Annotated in this window: 19 protein-coding genes; all 19 read left to right on the top strand. The window is 65.1% G+C overall.

The features are described from left to right. The first annotated feature begins 100 nt into the window (after window positions 1-100). The 19 genes from GDJ08_RS04165 to GDJ08_RS04260 all read left to right on the top strand — a co-directional run bounded on the left by GDJ08_RS04165 (window position 101) and on the right by GDJ08_RS04260 (window position 15,955). Window positions 101-454, top strand: a complete 354-nt coding sequence (locus GDJ08_RS04165; protein ID WP_009459699.1) for a DUF3085 domain-containing protein — start codon at window positions 101-103, stop codon at window positions 452-454. Window positions 455-822: 368 nt separating this feature from the next. Then, complete coding sequence (locus GDJ08_RS04175) at window positions 823-1,740, top strand: DUF3577 domain-containing protein (protein WP_023103924.1); 918 nt, start codon at window positions 823-825, stop codon at window positions 1,738-1,740. Between the two features lie 57 nt (window positions 1,741-1,797). Further along, window positions 1,798-2,487, top strand: coding sequence for a DUF3275 family protein (locus GDJ08_RS04180; RefSeq protein WP_023103923.1), 690 nt, complete (start codon window positions 1,798-1,800; stop codon window positions 2,485-2,487). 94 nt (window positions 2,488-2,581) lie between these two features. After that, entirely contained in the window at window positions 2,582-2,905 is a 324-nt protein-coding gene (locus GDJ08_RS04185; protein WP_023103922.1) for a hypothetical protein, read from the top strand. 101 nt (window positions 2,906-3,006) lie between these two features. Continuing rightward, a complete protein-coding gene (locus GDJ08_RS04190) occupies window positions 3,007-3,414 on the top strand; it encodes a hypothetical protein (RefSeq protein WP_153164368.1) in 408 nt (135 codons plus the stop codon). Between the two features lie 16 nt (window positions 3,415-3,430). Then, window positions 3,431-3,691 carry a hypothetical protein gene (locus GDJ08_RS04195; RefSeq protein WP_023103920.1) on the top strand — a complete coding sequence of 87 codons (261 nt, stop codon included), beginning with the start codon at window positions 3,431-3,433 and terminating at the stop codon, window positions 3,689-3,691. Window positions 3,692-3,769: 78 nt separating this feature from the next. After that, entirely contained in the window at window positions 3,770-4,417 is a 648-nt protein-coding gene (locus tag GDJ08_RS04200; protein ID WP_023103919.1) for a hypothetical protein, read from the top strand. Between the two features lie 38 nt (window positions 4,418-4,455). Continuing rightward, entirely contained in the window at window positions 4,456-5,589 is a 1,134-nt protein-coding gene (locus tag GDJ08_RS04205; RefSeq protein ID WP_254912518.1) for a DUF6094 domain-containing protein, read from the top strand. 50 nt (window positions 5,590-5,639) lie between these two features. Next, window positions 5,640-5,960, top strand: coding sequence for a hypothetical protein (locus GDJ08_RS04210; protein ID WP_023103917.1), 321 nt, complete (start codon window positions 5,640-5,642; stop codon window positions 5,958-5,960). A 90-nt stretch (window positions 5,961-6,050) separates the two neighbouring features. Further along, window positions 6,051-6,356 carry a hypothetical protein gene (locus tag GDJ08_RS04215; RefSeq protein WP_023103916.1) on the top strand — a complete coding sequence of 102 codons (306 nt, stop codon included), beginning with the start codon at window positions 6,051-6,053 and terminating at the stop codon, window positions 6,354-6,356. A 135-nt stretch (window positions 6,357-6,491) separates the two neighbouring features. After that, window positions 6,492-8,771 (top strand): helicase-related protein, encoded by a 2,280-nt coding sequence (locus tag GDJ08_RS04220; protein WP_028690958.1) that lies wholly within the window; start codon window positions 6,492-6,494, stop codon window positions 8,769-8,771. A 113-nt stretch (window positions 8,772-8,884) separates the two neighbouring features. Next, entirely contained in the window at window positions 8,885-9,754 is an 870-nt protein-coding gene (locus GDJ08_RS04225) for a hypothetical protein (protein ID WP_028690957.1), read from the top strand. A gap of 160 nt (window positions 9,755-9,914) precedes the next feature. Beyond that, a complete protein-coding gene (gene pilL2, locus GDJ08_RS04230) occupies window positions 9,915-10,514 on the top strand; it encodes a PFGI-1 class ICE element type IV pilus protein PilL2 (RefSeq protein ID WP_028690956.1) in 600 nt (199 codons plus the stop codon). After that, window positions 10,511-11,152, top strand: coding sequence for a hypothetical protein (locus GDJ08_RS04235; RefSeq protein WP_023103912.1), 642 nt, complete (start codon window positions 10,511-10,513; stop codon window positions 11,150-11,152). Before pilL2 ends, GDJ08_RS04235 begins: the two co-directional genes overlap by 4 nt. Before the next feature lie 14 nt (window positions 11,153-11,166). Further along, complete coding sequence (locus GDJ08_RS04240; protein WP_042862846.1) at window positions 11,167-11,892, top strand: TIGR03759 family integrating conjugative element protein; 726 nt, start codon at window positions 11,167-11,169, stop codon at window positions 11,890-11,892. Beyond that, window positions 11,874-12,479: a transglycosylase SLT domain-containing protein gene (locus GDJ08_RS04245; protein ID WP_028690955.1), complete on the top strand. Its 606-nt coding sequence runs from the start codon at window positions 11,874-11,876 to the stop codon at window positions 12,477-12,479. Before GDJ08_RS04240 ends, GDJ08_RS04245 begins: the two co-directional genes overlap by 19 nt. Further along, window positions 12,476-13,015 (top strand): integrating conjugative element protein, encoded by a 540-nt coding sequence (locus GDJ08_RS04250; protein ID WP_017515759.1) that lies wholly within the window; start codon window positions 12,476-12,478, stop codon window positions 13,013-13,015. Before GDJ08_RS04245 ends, GDJ08_RS04250 begins: the two co-directional genes overlap by 4 nt. 4 nt (window positions 13,016-13,019) lie before the next feature. Beyond that, complete coding sequence (gene traD, locus GDJ08_RS04255) at window positions 13,020-15,209, top strand: type IV conjugative transfer system coupling protein TraD (protein WP_023103909.1); 2,190 nt, start codon at window positions 13,020-13,022, stop codon at window positions 15,207-15,209. Beyond that, window positions 15,206-15,955, top strand: coding sequence for a TIGR03747 family integrating conjugative element membrane protein (locus GDJ08_RS04260; protein WP_023103908.1), 750 nt, complete (start codon window positions 15,206-15,208; stop codon window positions 15,953-15,955). The genes traD and GDJ08_RS04260 overlap by 4 nt, the downstream gene beginning before the upstream one ends. The last annotated feature ends 38 nt before the right edge of the window (window positions 15,956-15,993 follow it).

Raw genomic sequence — 15,993 nt, forward strand, 5'->3', positions numbered from 1 at the left:
CACGACTGATCAGTCCACAGCCTACCGGCGACTGCCCCACAAGCCTTCCATCCGTTTCGGTGGAGGGCTTTTTTCTTCATCCATACAGGAGATTTCAACCATGTCACTGCGATTCAGAGGCTCCGACCTGCGCCCCGTGCTTGCCGAAGCCATCGCCAACCAATGCCGCGTCGCCCTGGCCAAGGACCAGGGCGTGTACTTCCTCGCCGAGCGCGGAGAGCGCCGCCCCGATGGCCGCGTGAAGCTGCTGGCCTATGCCGTCGGCTGCAACCCGGATACCGACCCGTTCGATGACTGGTGGGAACTGGCACGCGCCGAGCTTGGCGGCGACGACTTCGGCGAGTTCTTCGACCCGAAAGACAGCGTTTTCACTCGCATTCTGCAAAGCTCAGATGATCTGGAGCTGTCCGCCACCGCTACGTATCTGTCGCTGGCGGCGGTGGAATCGGCGTAGTCCAAAAATGTCCGCATACCCCTTGAAGCCCCCATTTCGGGGGCTTTCTTTTGGGCGGAACTGGGCAGCCTGGAAAAAATGGGAAGCGCCCGGATGCCGATTGATTGCTGTCGCGCGCGCGAGGCCCGGCCATGCTGACCCCATGCCTGCTGACGTTGTCAGCGACATGCCAAGCAACCATCGGTCTTCAAGGTTGCGTCGCAGTTCCCACTGCGTGACCGAGCCAGCTCGCACCGCATCCATCCGCGAGCGGCCACCAGTCTCTGGTGGCGGATGCTTTCGCCTTATCGACCCACCGCGGGGTTACGCACCTTTCCCCGCATGCGTGGGGCTGGTGTGTCTCCGCTTCTTCCCTATGGAGATTCACCATGAACACCACGTCCAACGAGAAATCGTATTTCGACCTCCACACCTCGGGCATCGGCTACATCCAGCGTGTCCGTGAAGTGCCTGTCCGGGGCGGCCGCCGTGCGCAGCCTTTCCTGGCATGCACCGTTGCCGCGCTGGTCGGCCCCGCCAGGGACCCCAGCTACCGCTACTTCGACGTCAAGGTCTCGGGTGCCGAGGCCAAGAACCTCGTCCAGCGCTACATCGGCGTTGACGATCCCAAGCAGCGCCCGCTGGTGCGCTTCCGCCTCGGCGACCTGTGGGGCGATGCGTACATCCGCGACAAGGGCGAGCGCAAGGGTGAAGCCGCCGCGTCCCTCAAGGCGCGACTGCTCAAGGCCGAGCCGCTTGACCGGGCCGAACTGGCTTCCATCAAGCAGCACGAGCTGATCACCCGCGGCATCGGCTACCTCAGCCGTCCGAAGGACGTCACCCCCAAGGATGGCGATCCGTTCCTGTCGTGCTGCGTCGCGGCTCTGGCCGGGCCTGTCGGTGAACCGGACTATCGGTACTTCGACACCATCGTCGCCACCCCTGAAGCCGAGCACCTGGTTCGCCGGTGCGTGCAGGCCATCGAAGGGGACCGCAAGGTGCTGATCGCCTTCAAGTTGAACGACATGAAGATCGATCCGTACATCCGCACCAAGGGTGAGCGCGCCGGGGAGCCGGGAGCGAGCCTGGAATCGACGCTGATCCACATCGGTCTGATCAAGATCGACGGCACCCAGGTCTATCCGACGAGCCAGGCGCAAGCCGAGGCGTCGCAGGCCGAGGACGCACCCGCGCCCGAAGCCGAGGACGCCGCCGACACCGCTGCCGACCAGCCTATCGAGCCCGCCGAGCGCGAGCCCGCAGGTGAAGTCGAAGAGCAGGAGCCGGCATTGGCTGCTTCGTTCTGATCCGGCATGGCCCCTCACGGGGCCTTGCCTTTTTCCTATTCCTCAAGGAGAAGCATCATGGCAGTCACATCGGCACCCGAGAAATCGGCCACTCCCATCATCGTCCCGGGCCAGCTCGCGCTGCGCACCATTCATGGCCGCAACGGAAAGTTCAATGTTGGCAAGCTCGAATGCCAACTCGGAAAATTCACGATTAAAGACGCGGAGTTGGAGCAATACCCCGAGGGCAAGTATCAAGGGGAGTTCGTCCTTCGCTACATCTTCCTCAAAGGCTATCCGATCAGCGACGGCAGCATGCGTTTCGAGATGCGCGCCAACCTGGACGGTATGACACTTTTCGGCATCGACAAGCTGAGCAAGGCCGAAGCACATAGCTTCGCCCCGCAGGAAGTCGATCCGCTCGATGAAGATCAAGGGACACAGCCTGCGACAACGCCGGCCAAACCCGCCAAGGCATCCAGGTCCGCCAAACCTGCACCCGTGCAGACGTCCGCGGACCCGCTGGTCGATACCACGCCCTTCGGCGTGGACGCGCCGCCTGCTGCGGCTGCTGCCCCCGGCAGCACCGAGGATGGCGACGCCGCGCTGTTCGGCCTGTTGTGGCCGCTGGGCGAGTCTGTGAAGCTGGATTCGACCATCGACCGCCGCGCCCTGCGCGCCCAGATCGCCCGCCTGGGCGAACTGGGCTACGCGCTGGACTTCAAGACGCAGGAGTGGAGCCGCCAGGCCGAACTGCAACCTGCGTGATTGCAGACACCGCATCCGCGGTGTTCTTCATCCACCCGCTGGGGTTCCTTCCCCATGCGGGGGTGGCCTCGGCTTTCTTCTGGAGGTCTCCATCATGTCCACCATCACTTGCGATACACCCCGTTCCGCGCTGGACGAAACCGCGTGGCGCGCCGTTTGCAAGACGGCCGCCGAGCATGCCCAACGTGGTTGCGGCCTGTCCTGGGATCACTGGGTCACGCTTTTCAGCTCGGAGATCGACGCGCAAGCCAGTCGATTGCCGGAAAGCCAGCGCGTTCATGCGCTGGAAATCGCGACCCAGGAATGGGACTACGCAACACCTGCCGAACGGCAGGAAACCCAGGACTGGCTCGCTGAAAACGGCTGCTGTTCGCATGGGATCACGCTGGGTTGCTGCCCGGCCGGTTGCGGTTCCTAGCCCGCACTGCATTCCATCGCCGCACACGCGGCATTCCATCACCCGCTGGGGGTTCTTCCCCACGGGGAGGCCTCTGGCTCTACTTCTTCAGGAGGCCTCTCATGGGCTGGTATTTCTCTCCCCAATCGCGGTCTGAACTGATCGCCGAACTGATCGCACCGCAGGAGACCGAGCGCGCCAGCGTGAAGGTCATCGCCCACACGCTGCGCGGCAACGTCCTCTGGTCCGTCGCGGAAGTGACGGCCAGGGCCGAAGGCGTGCATCGTGATCTCGCGCCGGGCCAGTCCCTGCGCTACATCCGCTGCGATCTTCTGGAGCGCAGCGGCAACCAGTGGGGCTACAAGCCGCTGGACGAGTCCATGCACCCGTACTACTACTCGTGCCCGCTGTCCTATCTGGACCTCGCACCGGAGCAGTCCGCCGACTGGCGTGCAGGCGTTCGCGCCTACCACGCGCGGCGTCGTACAACCACGGTTGCCACGGCACCCGCCGCGGCACTATTGGCCTGAGCCAGGAGGAACCAACATGGACCCGATCCTGGCTGCGCTCCCCGCCTCGCTGTTAAAGCTCGTTGAAGGCAGTTTGTCCAACGACGAAGTTTCCTCCGACGAGGAAATGCTGGCGTACTTCATCGACAACGGCCTCACCGAGGAGCAGGCACGGCAGGCGCTGACCTATCGCGACCAGTACCTCAACAACATCTACCTGGACGGCTTCACGCCGATCACCGCGGTGGACGAGGCGCTTCACTTCAACCCGCACACCCGGCAGTTCGAGCCGGACTGAGCGGTTTTCTTCCACCCCCCCCGGGGCAGTACCTGCCCCGACGGGCGGTGCTGTTCCCGCTCATCCGAGGACACCACCATGCCCGCAAACACTTCTTCCACGCTGTACCGCATCGACGAATGCCCGGACGTGATGGCCGACGCCTGCGTTGGCGATGACCAGGGCAACCTGATCTTCCTGTCCATCTGGGCACGCGACACCGCCGTCCAGCAATTCCTCGCTCGCCTGACCCTCGGGCGCGACGAGCAGGGACTGGACCAGTTCCACGTCATCACCGACCAGGGCGGCAGCGTCCCGGTGTTCATCGGCAACGTCGATCGCCTGGAAAAGCGCATGACCCGCGCCTACCGGCGAACGCTGTTCGGTTCGCTGTCCAACGTGTGGCTGTTCGACCGGCGCTGCGTCAAGCCCGACAAGGCCAACGCCAGCGCATTGGCACTGCTGCCGCGCGACAGCGCCCACCGGCTTGACCGCCTGTGGATGCTGGTGCGGGACACCTGCCCGTTGCCGCTACTCGACCACTGGCGCGAGACCGTGCTGGAACTGCTGCAAAGCCGCGAGATGCTGGCCCGCCTTCCGTTCGCCCTCGGGCCGCTGGAAGGCCATCGGCTCGCCATCGACGTGCCGGCGCTGACCCTGGCGCTGGGCTCCCTGATCCGCAGTGACGCGCTCACCGCCTATCCCTATCCGACCAAGATTTGGACGCCGGAAGCGGTAGCGGCTTGACCCCCTCGGAGGCACGTCTCGGCGTGCTTCCGTCTTTCATCCCCGCCAACCAGGAGACTTCCATGGCCCTCATGTTCCCGCGGCTCGCCCGCAATTTCGCCAAGAACGGGTACTACCCGACCGACGAACCCACGCTCGAAAGAGCCCTCAACGCACTGATGCCCAGCGACGGGCCGATGTGCATCCTTGATCCCTGCGCCGGCGAAGGCGTGGCGATCGCCGAAGCCGCCTATGCCCTCGGGCGTGACCAGGCCAAGGCATTCGCGGTCGAGTTCGACGCGGAGCGGGCACGCCATGCCCGAGGCTTGGTCGATCACTGCCTGCACGCGGACCTGATGGACACGATGGTCTCCAAACAGTCCTTCGGGTTGCTCTGGCTCAACCCGCCGTATGGCGACCTGTCCAAGGACGTCAACGGCAACATCGGCTATCAAGGTCAGGGACGTGCCCGCCTCGAAAAGCTGTTCTATCAGCGTTCGCTGTCGCTGCTGCAGTACGGCGGCATGCTGGTCTTCATCGTCCCCGGCTACGTGCTCGACGCGGAGCTGGTTGGTTGGCTGACACGCCACTACACCGATCTGCGGATCTACCGAGCGGTGGAAACGCAGTTCAAGCAGGTGGTGATCTTTGGCCGAAGGGTGCGCCAGCGCGAGCAGGCCCCCGATGGCGTCAAGGCCGTGCGCAACTTGCTGCTGCAGGTTGGGCTTGGCGAAGTCGAAGCCGAGGAACTGCCGAGCGAATGGCCGTTCCTGCCGTACATCGTCCCCGCCAGTCCGGTCGAGCCGGAGCATTTCTTCCGCGTGACGATGGAGCCGGAGCAGTTCGCCGATGAGGTCGGTCGGCTGCAAGGCCTCTGGCCGTCGCTGGACACGCACCTGGGGGCCGCGCAGCAGTCGCTGCGTCCACCGGCGCGAGCCTTGTCCCACTGGCATCTCGCCCTGGCCTTGGCAGCGGGCGCGATCTCCGGCGTTGTGCGCTCCCAGACGGGGCGCGTGCTCGTCGTCAAAGGTGACACCCACAAGGACAAAACGCTCCAGCGGGAATTCACCGAACGCGAAGACGGCTCCATCGCCGAGACCCGCATCCTCACCGACAAGTTTGTGCCCGTCATCCGCGCGTGGGACATGACGCCTGGCTCCGCGACACGGGGCGAGGTGTTGACCATCCGCTGATCCACCGGACGCGCTGCCGTCCTGCTGTACCACATCGAAGGAGAAACACCATGTTCCCGAATCCGTTCAAGCGGCCAGCGCCGCACAAGCAACCGTTGTTCGCACCGAGTACGTTGAAGTTGAGCGAGAAGGTGCATTGGCTGGCCCGAAGAGGCCTGATCGACCCCTTAGCCTATGTCCAGCGCCATGTGCGCGGGGACTGGGGCGAGATCGATGAGGCCACACGCCAAGCCAACGACGTGGCGATCCAACAGGACAACCTGATGATCTCGCAGTTCAGGATCACGCCGGACCTGGCGCTAATCGTCAAGACCAGCGAGGACCACCAGACCACGGTGATCCAGCTTCCCGAAGAGCGGGACCTGATCTGACGTCCCCACATCGTCATCCTCATTCTCCTGACGGAGCCACTTCACTCCGGCAGGGGTGTCGTGGCTCAATGACTCATCAAGGAGGAGCCCATGGCATCACATCGCATCGAAACCTACTGTCAGAACCTGGCGTTCCCCATCGGGGCGCTTATCTTCAGCAAAGGCATTGACCGCCTGGTCCGCTCGGGTCGCCTCGACCCGATCCCGTACTTCAGGCGCCACACCCGTGGCGACTGGGGCGACGTCAACGTCCAGCAATGGCAGGCCAACAGCACCGCGCTTCAATCAGGCGCATCGCTGGCATCGCACTACGTGATCCATCCGGGGCTGGCCATTCGCATCGTTACCGACGCGGAGCGCCACGCCACCGTCATCGTTCTGCCGTCCGAGGACTGAGCACGGTTCAGCCGCTGGCCACCCAGGCCAGCACCTTCAACCACCGTCGGCCACGCGTCGATTTACTTCCCACCACGGGGCATGCCACTGCCCCGCTGGGGGTGGTGCATGCCCCTTTTTCTTTGGAGCATCACCATGTCCCTCGATCTCGAAACCAATGCCGCTGAAGCCGCGCCCGTACAGGGCGAACTGCTCGACGCGGAATCTTCCCCTCTGACCCTGAGCCTTCAGGATTTCGTCGGCGAGTTCGGCGACGAACTGCTCGACGCCCTCAACAGCGCCAACCCGCCGGTCTATACCGGCCAACCGCAAGCACATCGCCAGCTCATCGTCGCCAGCCTCAAGCGCAAGCTGTTCCAGGCCCAGGCCGAAGTCGTCCACGCCGCCGCGGAGCTGCTGATTGACCGTGGCGAGCGCGCCGCGATCGTCAATGGCGAGATGGGCTGCGGCAAGACGACCGTCGGCATCGCCACGGCCGCTGTGCTCAACGCCGAAGGCTACCGCCGGACCTTGGTTCTCTCGCCCCCGCACCTTGTTTACAAGTGGCGGCGCGAGATCCAGGAGACAGTAGCGGGCGCGAAGGTCTGGGTGCTCAACGGCCCCGATACCTTGGTCAAGCTCATCAAGCTGCGCGAGCAGTTGGGTGTGCAGCCGACCGGCCAGGAGTTCTTTGTCCTGGGGCGCGTCAGGATGCGGATGGGGTTCCACTGGAAGCCTGTCTTCACCCAGCGGCGCACCCGCCACGGCGACGTGGCGGCCTGCCCGGACTGCGGCACGGTCATCACCGACCTCGACGGCGAGCCGGTCAACCCGGTCGCGCTCGAAGCCGAGGAGTACCGCAGGAAGTGCAGCCATTGCGCAGCGCCCCTGTGGACGCTGATCCGCCCACGCAGCCTGTCCGGCAGCGACCAGTCCTCGGCCGTGCTGAAAGCCTTGAAGCGCATCCCGACCATCGGGGCAGTCACCGCGCAGAAGCTGATGCAGAAGTTCGGAGACGGCTTCCTGGCCTCGATGCTCGGCGACAACATCCATGAGTTCATCAACCTCATGGACGGCAACGGCGAGCTGGTGTTTTCCGACCGTCAGGCCACCCGCATGGAACGTGCGATGGCCAACATGGAGTTCGGCTTTGGCGAAGGCGGCTACCAGCCGTCCGAGTTCATCAAACGCTACCTGCCGCAAGGCACGTTCGACCTGCTCATCGCCGATGAGGCGCACGAGTACAAGAACGGCGGCAGTGCCCAAGGCCAGGCCATGGGCGTGCTGGCAGCGAAGGCTCGCAAGACCTTGCTGCTGACTGGCACGCTGATGGGCGGCTACGGGGACGACCTGTTCTACCTGCTGTTCCGAGCCCTTCCGGGGCGGATGATCGAAGACGGCTACCGCCCGACCACGAGCGGCAGCATGACCTCGGCCGCGATGGCGTTCATGCGCGATCACGGGGTCTTGAAGGACATCTACTCCGAGAGCACCGGCACGGCGCACAAGACGGCCAAGGGCACCAAGGTATCGGTGCGCACGGTCAAGGCCCCGGGCTTCGGCCCCAAGGGCGTCTTGCGCTGCATCCTGCCGTTCACGATCTTCCTCAAGCTCAAGGACATCGGCGGCAACATCCTGCCGCCGTATGACGAGGAGTTCCGCGAAGTCGCGATGGACACGGCGCAAGCCGCGGCCTACCGCGATCTGGCGGGTCGGCTGACCGCGGAGCTGAAACAGGCTCTTGCACGACGCGATACGACCTTGCTGGGTGTGGTGCTCAACGTGCTACTGGCCTGGCCAGATTGCTGCTTCCGGTCGGAGACCGTGGTGCATCCGCGCACGCGCAACACCTTGGCGTTCGTCCCGGCTCAGTTCAACGAGTTCGAGATCAGCCCCAAGGAGCGTGAGCTGATCGACATCTGCAAAGAGGAGAAGGCGCAGGGCCGCAAGGTGCTGGCCTACACGGTCTATACCGGCACGCGCGACACGACCAGCCGGTTGAAGGTGCTGCTGGAGCAGGAAGGCTTCAAGGTGGCGGTGCTGCGCGCAAGCGTGGATGCCAGCCGCCGCGAGGACTGGATCGCCGAACAACTGGACCGTGGCATCGATGTGCTCATCACCAACCCCGAGCTGGTTAAAACGGGACTGGACCTGTTGGAGTTTCCGACGATCGTGTTCATGCAGTCGGGCTACAACGTGTACTCGCTGCAGCAGGCGGCACGCCGCTCCTGGCGCATCGGGCAGAAGCAACCCGTGCGCGTGATCTACCTTGGCTACGCCGGCTCCTCGCAGATGACCTGCCTCGAACTGATGGCCAAGAAGATCATGGTCTCGCAGTCCACCTCGGGCGACGTGCCCGAATCAGGGTTGGACGTCCTGAACCAGGATGGTGATTCGGTCGAGGTCGCACTGGCCCGGCAACTGGTCGCCGCCTGATCCCCACGCCAACGCTGGCCTAACGCCGCCGGCTTTCCGCTGTTCCCACCTTGCAGCCACGTCCACGGTCTCCGTGGGCGTGGCTGCGCTTTTTCGATCCCAAGGAGATTTCCATGAACACCAATACCCAAGCAACGACCAAAGTCGTCAGTGCTCGCCTCACGCTGGACGTGACTTACCTGCTCAACGGCGAGGCCGAATCGGAAATGCTGGCACGGCTGCGCAGCATGTGCGAATACGCCATCGATGAGGGTCTGCTGACCGGCGAGACCGCCGCGGAAGTGGATAAGTGGTCGATCGATGTGTCCGAGCAGCCCTCGGAAGCTGAGAGTGACACCCTGGTAACCGAGATCGCCTCCTTCATGCGGCAGCGCATCGAAGACGGCAATCTGAACGCTGAAGACATCCCCGTGCGCCTGGCGCGCTACGGCCTGATGGCTCCCGAGGCATTCGCCGACGAGATGCGCGAGCGCATGGGTATGGCCGACGAAGAACCCGAGAGTCAGGCTGTCATCCCTCCGACCGAGCCTGCTGAAGGCGGCGAGATCGAGATGCAAGTCGCTGTCGCCTGCGTCGATGCTTCCGGCACCCCCAACATGCCGGTCTTCAAGGTCAGAACCACCCAGGAGGAATACGACCAGGGTGCCCACTACCACAAAGCCAAGGATCTGGCCGAAGAAGCCCGGTACGAAGGGCCGTTCGTCTGCTTCGACGCTGCCGAATATGGCCCCATCCTGTCGGCCGCCCGCGAACTGGGTCTTGTCCCGCAGGTCGTCGTGGTCGATATGACCGACGGCCAGATCCACTCCATCCGCTGCGACACCGGCGAGATCAAAGTCGTCTGCTACGACACCAGCGATACCGACGAGTACTCGGTGGCGATGGCGGACCGGCCGCTCGGCGAGAACGGCCAACTCGTGCGCTGCTGGGCGCATGCCCAACTGGCACAGGTCGATCCTGGCCTGAAGCTGGCTCGGGGTTGATTCGGCAGGGTCCGACCTGCGCTCTCATTGGCCCCTTCGGGGGCCTTTTTCTTTGGAGGGAGGCTGTCGGAAAATCGGACGGGGCGTGATTCGCATTGTTTGCTGCCGCGCACGACCCCAGCGGCGATGGTGAGGGCTCGATGTTTCAGGACGCCGAGCTATGTGCCCCTCTCCACCCTGGTTTCACCATCCCGAACGCCGCCTGCTGACGGGATTTCTCGGCCTGCTTTGGTCGGTACTGGCTGGCGGCTGCGCGACAACGACTGCGCCGCACGCACCCGATGCCTTCGAGGAAGTCTCGACCGCGCCCGAACCCGAAGCGCCCGAGTACATCCCCGTTGTGCGCTATGGGCGCTACACGTTGGTCGAGCTGGCCCCCACGGCGGCGCAGCGCGACCTGCTGTTGCAGACCATCGATGTTTCGATGCCGGCGGATGCCCGCGTCACGGTCGGCGATGGGCTGCGGCACGTGCTCAAGCGCAGCGGCTACAGCCTGTGTCAAACGGCACATGCCGTGATCGAGTTGTATGCGCTGCCGCTGCCGGCGGCGCACCTGCATCTCGGTCCCATGACCTTGCGCGACGCGCTGATCACCCTAGCTGGTCCGGCCTGGGAACTGCACGCGGATGACCGCGCACGACAAATTTGCTTCGAGCGGCCCGGCGACAGCATGGCCGTCGAATCCATGCCTGAACCGGCCGCCGCCGATGCGGTGCAGACCTTCCCACTGATGCCCTCCATTCCAGGCGGCCAGCCATGAACACTCCCCAATCCTCGCGGCGCCCGGCTGCCGCCGTGGTGGCGCAAAGCCTGCTCTGGCTCTGGCTGCTCGGTCTCAGCGTCATCGTGGCCCTCGGCTACCAGGCGATGAGCGACCAGGCCGACGAGGAACGGCTCGACTCCCGTTTGCAACGCCTCGAAGCGCAGGCGGTGGCCTTGGCCGAGACCATCGGAACCATCCAGCAGCGTCCGCAGGTCGCAACGGCGGCGGACCTCAAAGACACCCGCCAAATCCTGGAAGCACGCGCTTCCCAAGTTGAGAAGACATTGAGCAGCTACGCAGCAGCCGACGACCTTCAGGCGCTGCGCGCGGAGATCGAGCAGATCAAGACGCGTCAGACCGCCGCGCGTGCAGCAACACCCGCCCAGCCGCGCACATCGAGCAAGCCCGCCGCCAAGCCTGAACCGCCGCCACTGCCGTTCCGCATCGTCGGCGCCGAACTGCGCGCCGGCCAGCTCAGTGTGTCCGTCGCGCCGAGCAGCGGGGACTTCACGCCCGACCAGCTTCAGGTGCTGTTGCCCGGTGATGCGGTCGGTCCATGGCGCTTGCAGGCAATCGATGGCAGCGCTGCGGTGTTCCAAGCCGGCGAACAGATCCGTCGCGTGGCGATTCCCTGATCGGAGCACACGACATGAAGCCGTCGATCATCCTTTCCGCACTCCTACTGGCTTCAGTCCAGTGGCCCGCGTGGGCGCAACAGCCAGCCACAGCTCCAGCCCGCAATGCGCAGAGCCAGGAGCGCCCGCTGGCCGCCCGCGTCCTGGACGACCGAGTAGCAAGCAACTGGGGGCTCCAACCCCTGGAATGGGCGCGTTACCGCGAGCTGATGGATGGGCCGCTGGGCATCTACTCGCCAAACCTGGACCCGCTGTCTGCCCTAGGCATCGAGGCACGCACCGACGAAGAACGGCGGCGCTATGCAGAGCTGCAGGTGCAAGTCGAGGCTCGCCGCGTCGAGAAGCTGCTCGCCTACCAACGTGCCTACGACGAAGCCTGGCAGCGCCTGAACCCCGGCATGCAGCGCGTGAACCTGCCCGACGACGGGCCGGGCACCGGCACCGCGCGCGGCAGCGGTCGCATGGCGGTGTTCGTCAAGGACGGCTGCGCGGCCTGTGGGCAGCTCGTGCAGCGGCTGCAATCCTCGGGTGCCGAGTTCGACCTGTATATGGTGGGCAGCCGCCAGGACGACGCACGCATCCGCGACTGGGCCAAGCGCGCGCAGATCGACCCGGCGCGCGTGCGCAGCGGCAGCATTACCCTCAACCACGACGGCGGCCGCTGGCTGTCGCTGGGCCTGCCCGGTGACTTGCCCGCGGCTGTGCGCGAGGTGAACGGCCAATGGCAGCGCCAGCCGTAGCGGCCACCTCCTTCTCGCAGCTCTTGTGCGCACTGGTGCTCGCTACCGGCCTGTGCGCCTGCGCCGTCCATGCCCAGGAGATTCCGCCACCTGCCTACCAGCTCGCCGCCCAGCAGGCGGGCATCCCCTCGACCGTGCTCTACGCCGTGGCCTTGCAGGAGAGCGGCGTTCGACGCAACGGGCGCATCGTGCCGTGGCCGTGGTCCCTCAATGTCGCCGGCCAGTCGCGCCGCTTCGCCACGCGCGCCGACGCCTGCTCGGGCTTGCAACAGGCAATGCGTACCACGCCCCACACGCGCATCGATGCAGGCCTGGTCCAGATCAACCTCGGCTACCACAAGCATCGCTTCACCAGCGCGTGCGACCTGCTGGACCCGTATCGAAACCTCGCCATCGCCGCTGAAATCCTGAACGAGCAGCACACGTCCGGCGAAGACTGGCTGCTCGCGATCGGCCGCTACCACCGTCCTGCGGGCGGCGAGCCCGCCGCCCGCTACCGGCGCAGCGTGTCGCGCCATCTCGCGCGTGTGCAGGGCGCACATCCAAACGCCGCGGTGCTCGCCGCGCGCCAGGAGACTTCCCCATGACAAAATCCCATCTGGCCCTGCGGGGCCTGCTTGTGCTGCTGGCAGGTCTGCCGCTGGCATCGCGTGCCGGCGATCCGCTGATCGTGGTCGAAGATCGCGGTGGCACGTCGGCGCTGCCGTACTACGAGGCCCTCAACCTCCAGGCGCGCGCCGATGTCCCGGGCCGGCCGCCCATTCCGACGCCACAGGTTCCCGCCACACCCGCGGACGAGGCAGCGATGCTGCCGGTGCGTAGCGCCAAGCTCACGCCCGGCACCGTCGCGCGGCGCGTGATCGAAGCGCCCGGCCTGCGGCCGTTCGTGGTCATCGGCGACGACGACGCCTCCCGGGCCTGGCTGCAGCGCCGCGGCGTCGCTTTGCGCGAACGCGGCGCGGTCGGCCTCGTGGTCAATGTCGAGACCGCGCAGGGCCTGGCACGGTTGCGTGCCCTGGTGCCGGGCGTGCCGCTCGCGCCCGTAGCCGGAGACGACCTGGCCGATCGCCTGGGGCTGCGGCACTACCCGGCGCTGATCACGGCCACCGGCATCGAGCAATGAAGCCATGTCGGGGAAACAGCCGGTCGAGGTTCTGCTACGCCCAGCGGTGGAGCTATACACCGTCGCGGCGTGTGCAGGCGCCGCGTTTCTGTGCCTGGTGGCCCCATGGTCGCTCGCGCTGAGCCCGTCGATGGGCGTCGGCAGCGCGCTGGCTTTCGGCGCTTACGGCGCGATCCGCTATCGCGATGCCCGCGTGATCCTGCGCTACCGACGCAACATCCGCCGCCTGTCGCGCTACGTGATGACGAGCAAGGACGTGCCCGTCAGCCAGCAGCGGCTTTTCATCGGGCGCGGGTTCCTGTGGGAACAAAAACACACCCATAGGCTGATGCAGACGTACCGGCCGGAGTTCCGCCGATACGTCGAGCCGACGCCTGCCTACCGGCTGGCACGGCGACTGGAGGAGCGGCTGGAGTTCGCGCCGTTCCCGCTATCCCGGCTGTCCGCGCTCACGGGCTGGGATGCTCCTTTCAACCCGGTGCGTCCGCTGCCGCCTGTGGGCGGCCTGCCACGCCTGCACGGCATCGAACCGGACGAGGTGGACGTCAGCCTTCCGCTCGGCGAGCGTGTCGGGCACTCGCTGGTGCTGGGCACCACGCGCGTGGGCAAGACGCGACTGGCCGAGTTGTTCGTGACCCAGGACATCCGCCGCAAGAGCGCTGCCGGCGAGCACGAAGTCGTGATCGTCATCGACCCCAAAGGGGATGCGGACCTCTTGAAGCGCATGTATGTCGAGGCCAAGCGCGCCGGCCGTGAAGGCGAGTTTTACATCTTCCACTTGGGCTGGCCGGAGATCAGCGCCCGCTACAACGCGGTGGGCCGATTCGGTCGCATCTCGGAAGTCGCCACCCGTATCGCAGGGCAACTCTCCGGTGAAGGCAATAGCGCGGCCTTCAGGGAGTTCGCGTGGCGCTTCGTCAACATCATTGCTCGTGCCCTGGTGGAACTGGGACAGCGCCCGGACTACATGCTGATCCAGCGGCACGTCATCAACATCGACGCGCTGTTTATCGAGTACGCCCAGCACTACTTCGCCAAGACCGAGCCCAAGGCCTGGGAGGTGATCGTCCAGATCGAGGCCAAGCTCAACGAGAAGAACATCCCGCGCAACATGATCGGGCGAGAGAAGCGCGTGGTTGCGCTGGAGCAGTATCTCTCCCAGGCGCGCAACTACGACCCGGTGCTCGACGGACTGCGCTCGGCAGTTCGGTACGACAAGACCTACTTCGACAAGATCGTCGCGTCATTGCTGCCGTTGTTGGAAAAGCTAACCAGCGGCAAGATCGCGCAGCTCCTGGCACCGAACTATTCCGACCTGGCCGACCCGCGCCCGATCTTCGATTGGATGCAAGTCATCAGGAAGCGCGCCATCGTCTATGTGGGACTGGACGCGCTGTCCGACGCCGAGGTTGCCGCAGCGGTCGGCAACTCCATGTTCTCCGACCTGGTTTCGGTCGCGGGCCATATCTACAAGCACGGAATCGACGATGGCCTGCCAGACGCCTCGGCTGGCGCGCGCGTACCGATCAACGTCCATGCGGATGAATTCAATGAACTCATGGGTGACGAATTCGTGCCGCTTATCAACAAAGGCGGCGGCGCCGGGCTGCAAGTCACCGCGTACACGCAGACCCTCTCGGACATCGAGGCCCGCATCGGCAATCGCGCGAAAGCTGGCCAGGTGATCGGCAACTTCAACAACCTGTTCATGCTGCGCGTGCGCGAGACTGCCACTGCCGAACTGCTGACGCGGCAGTTGCCGAAGGTCGAGGTCTATACCACTACCATCGTCTCCGGGGCAACCGACAGTTCGGACATCCGCGGCGCGACGGATTTCACGTCGAACACCCAGGACCGCATCAGCATGTCCAGCGTGCCGATGATCGAGCCATCGCACGTAGTCGGCCTGCCAAAAGGCCAATGCTTCGCGCTGCTGCAGGGCGGCCAGCTTTGGAAGGTTCGCATGCCGCTGCCGCTACCAGACCCGGATGAAGTGATGCCGACGGACCTGCAACAACTGGCAGGGTACATGCGCCAGAGCTACAGCGAGGCTACGCAGTGGTGGGAGTTCACCAGTTCCCCGGCCTTGCAGGATGCGGCCTTGCCCGATGACCTGCTGGATGATGCTGCTCCAGCCGAGCCTGCTGCGGTGGCCACCGACACCGACCACAGTGGCGACGAGGCCGCGCCGTGAAGGACGCCGCCTCGACCGCGCAGCGGGAGCAGAATCAGCGCCAGGGCCTGATCGTCGGCACCATCACCTTGCCGTTTCGCTTGCTTGGAGTGCTGATCGGCTCGCTGCTGTTCTCGATCGTGGTGGAGTGCGTCGGCATGCACCTGTTCTGGAAGGACCAGGGCTGGCGCCATTCCCAGCAGATGTTGCAGTACGAGCTTGGGCATCTGTCCAACCACTTCACGCGCAGCGTGGTCGTGCAGGAGCCGGGGCGCACGGCGCACGAGTTGGTGGATACAGGCTACGAATGGGTGTTTGTTCGCTCCGGGCTGCTGGCGCGCATGAGCCAGACCGCCGAGCGCGTCCGCGCGCCCAGCCACGAGCAGGCGCGCAACTTCCGCTACTACATCAGCCAAGCCTATGTCTGGGCCGAGAGCTACCTGATCGCCGCGGCCTTCACGACGCTGACCTTCCTAGTGCGCCTGCTGGTCCTGGTGCTCACGCTGCCACTGATCTTCACGGCTGCTTTCGTCGGTCTGATTGACGGTCTGGTGCGACGTGACGTGCGCAGGTTCGGCGCGGGCCGCGAATCCGGGTTCATCTACCACCGCGCGAAAGCCAGCCTTATGCCCCTGGCCGTGCTGCCGTGGATCACGTACCTGGCACTGCCGATCTCGGTGCATCCATTGCTGATCCTGTTGCCGAGCGCCGCCTTGCTGGGACTGGCCGTGAGCCTGACTGCGGGCAGCTTCAAGAAGTACCTCTAGCCGATCAATCCGGTCATCCGCAGGTTCCTATTGTTTGC

Source organism: Stenotrophomonas nematodicola (assembly GCF_009467805.1).
GTDB classification, from domain to species: Bacteria; Pseudomonadota; Gammaproteobacteria; order Xanthomonadales; family Xanthomonadaceae; genus Stenotrophomonas; species Stenotrophomonas nematodicola.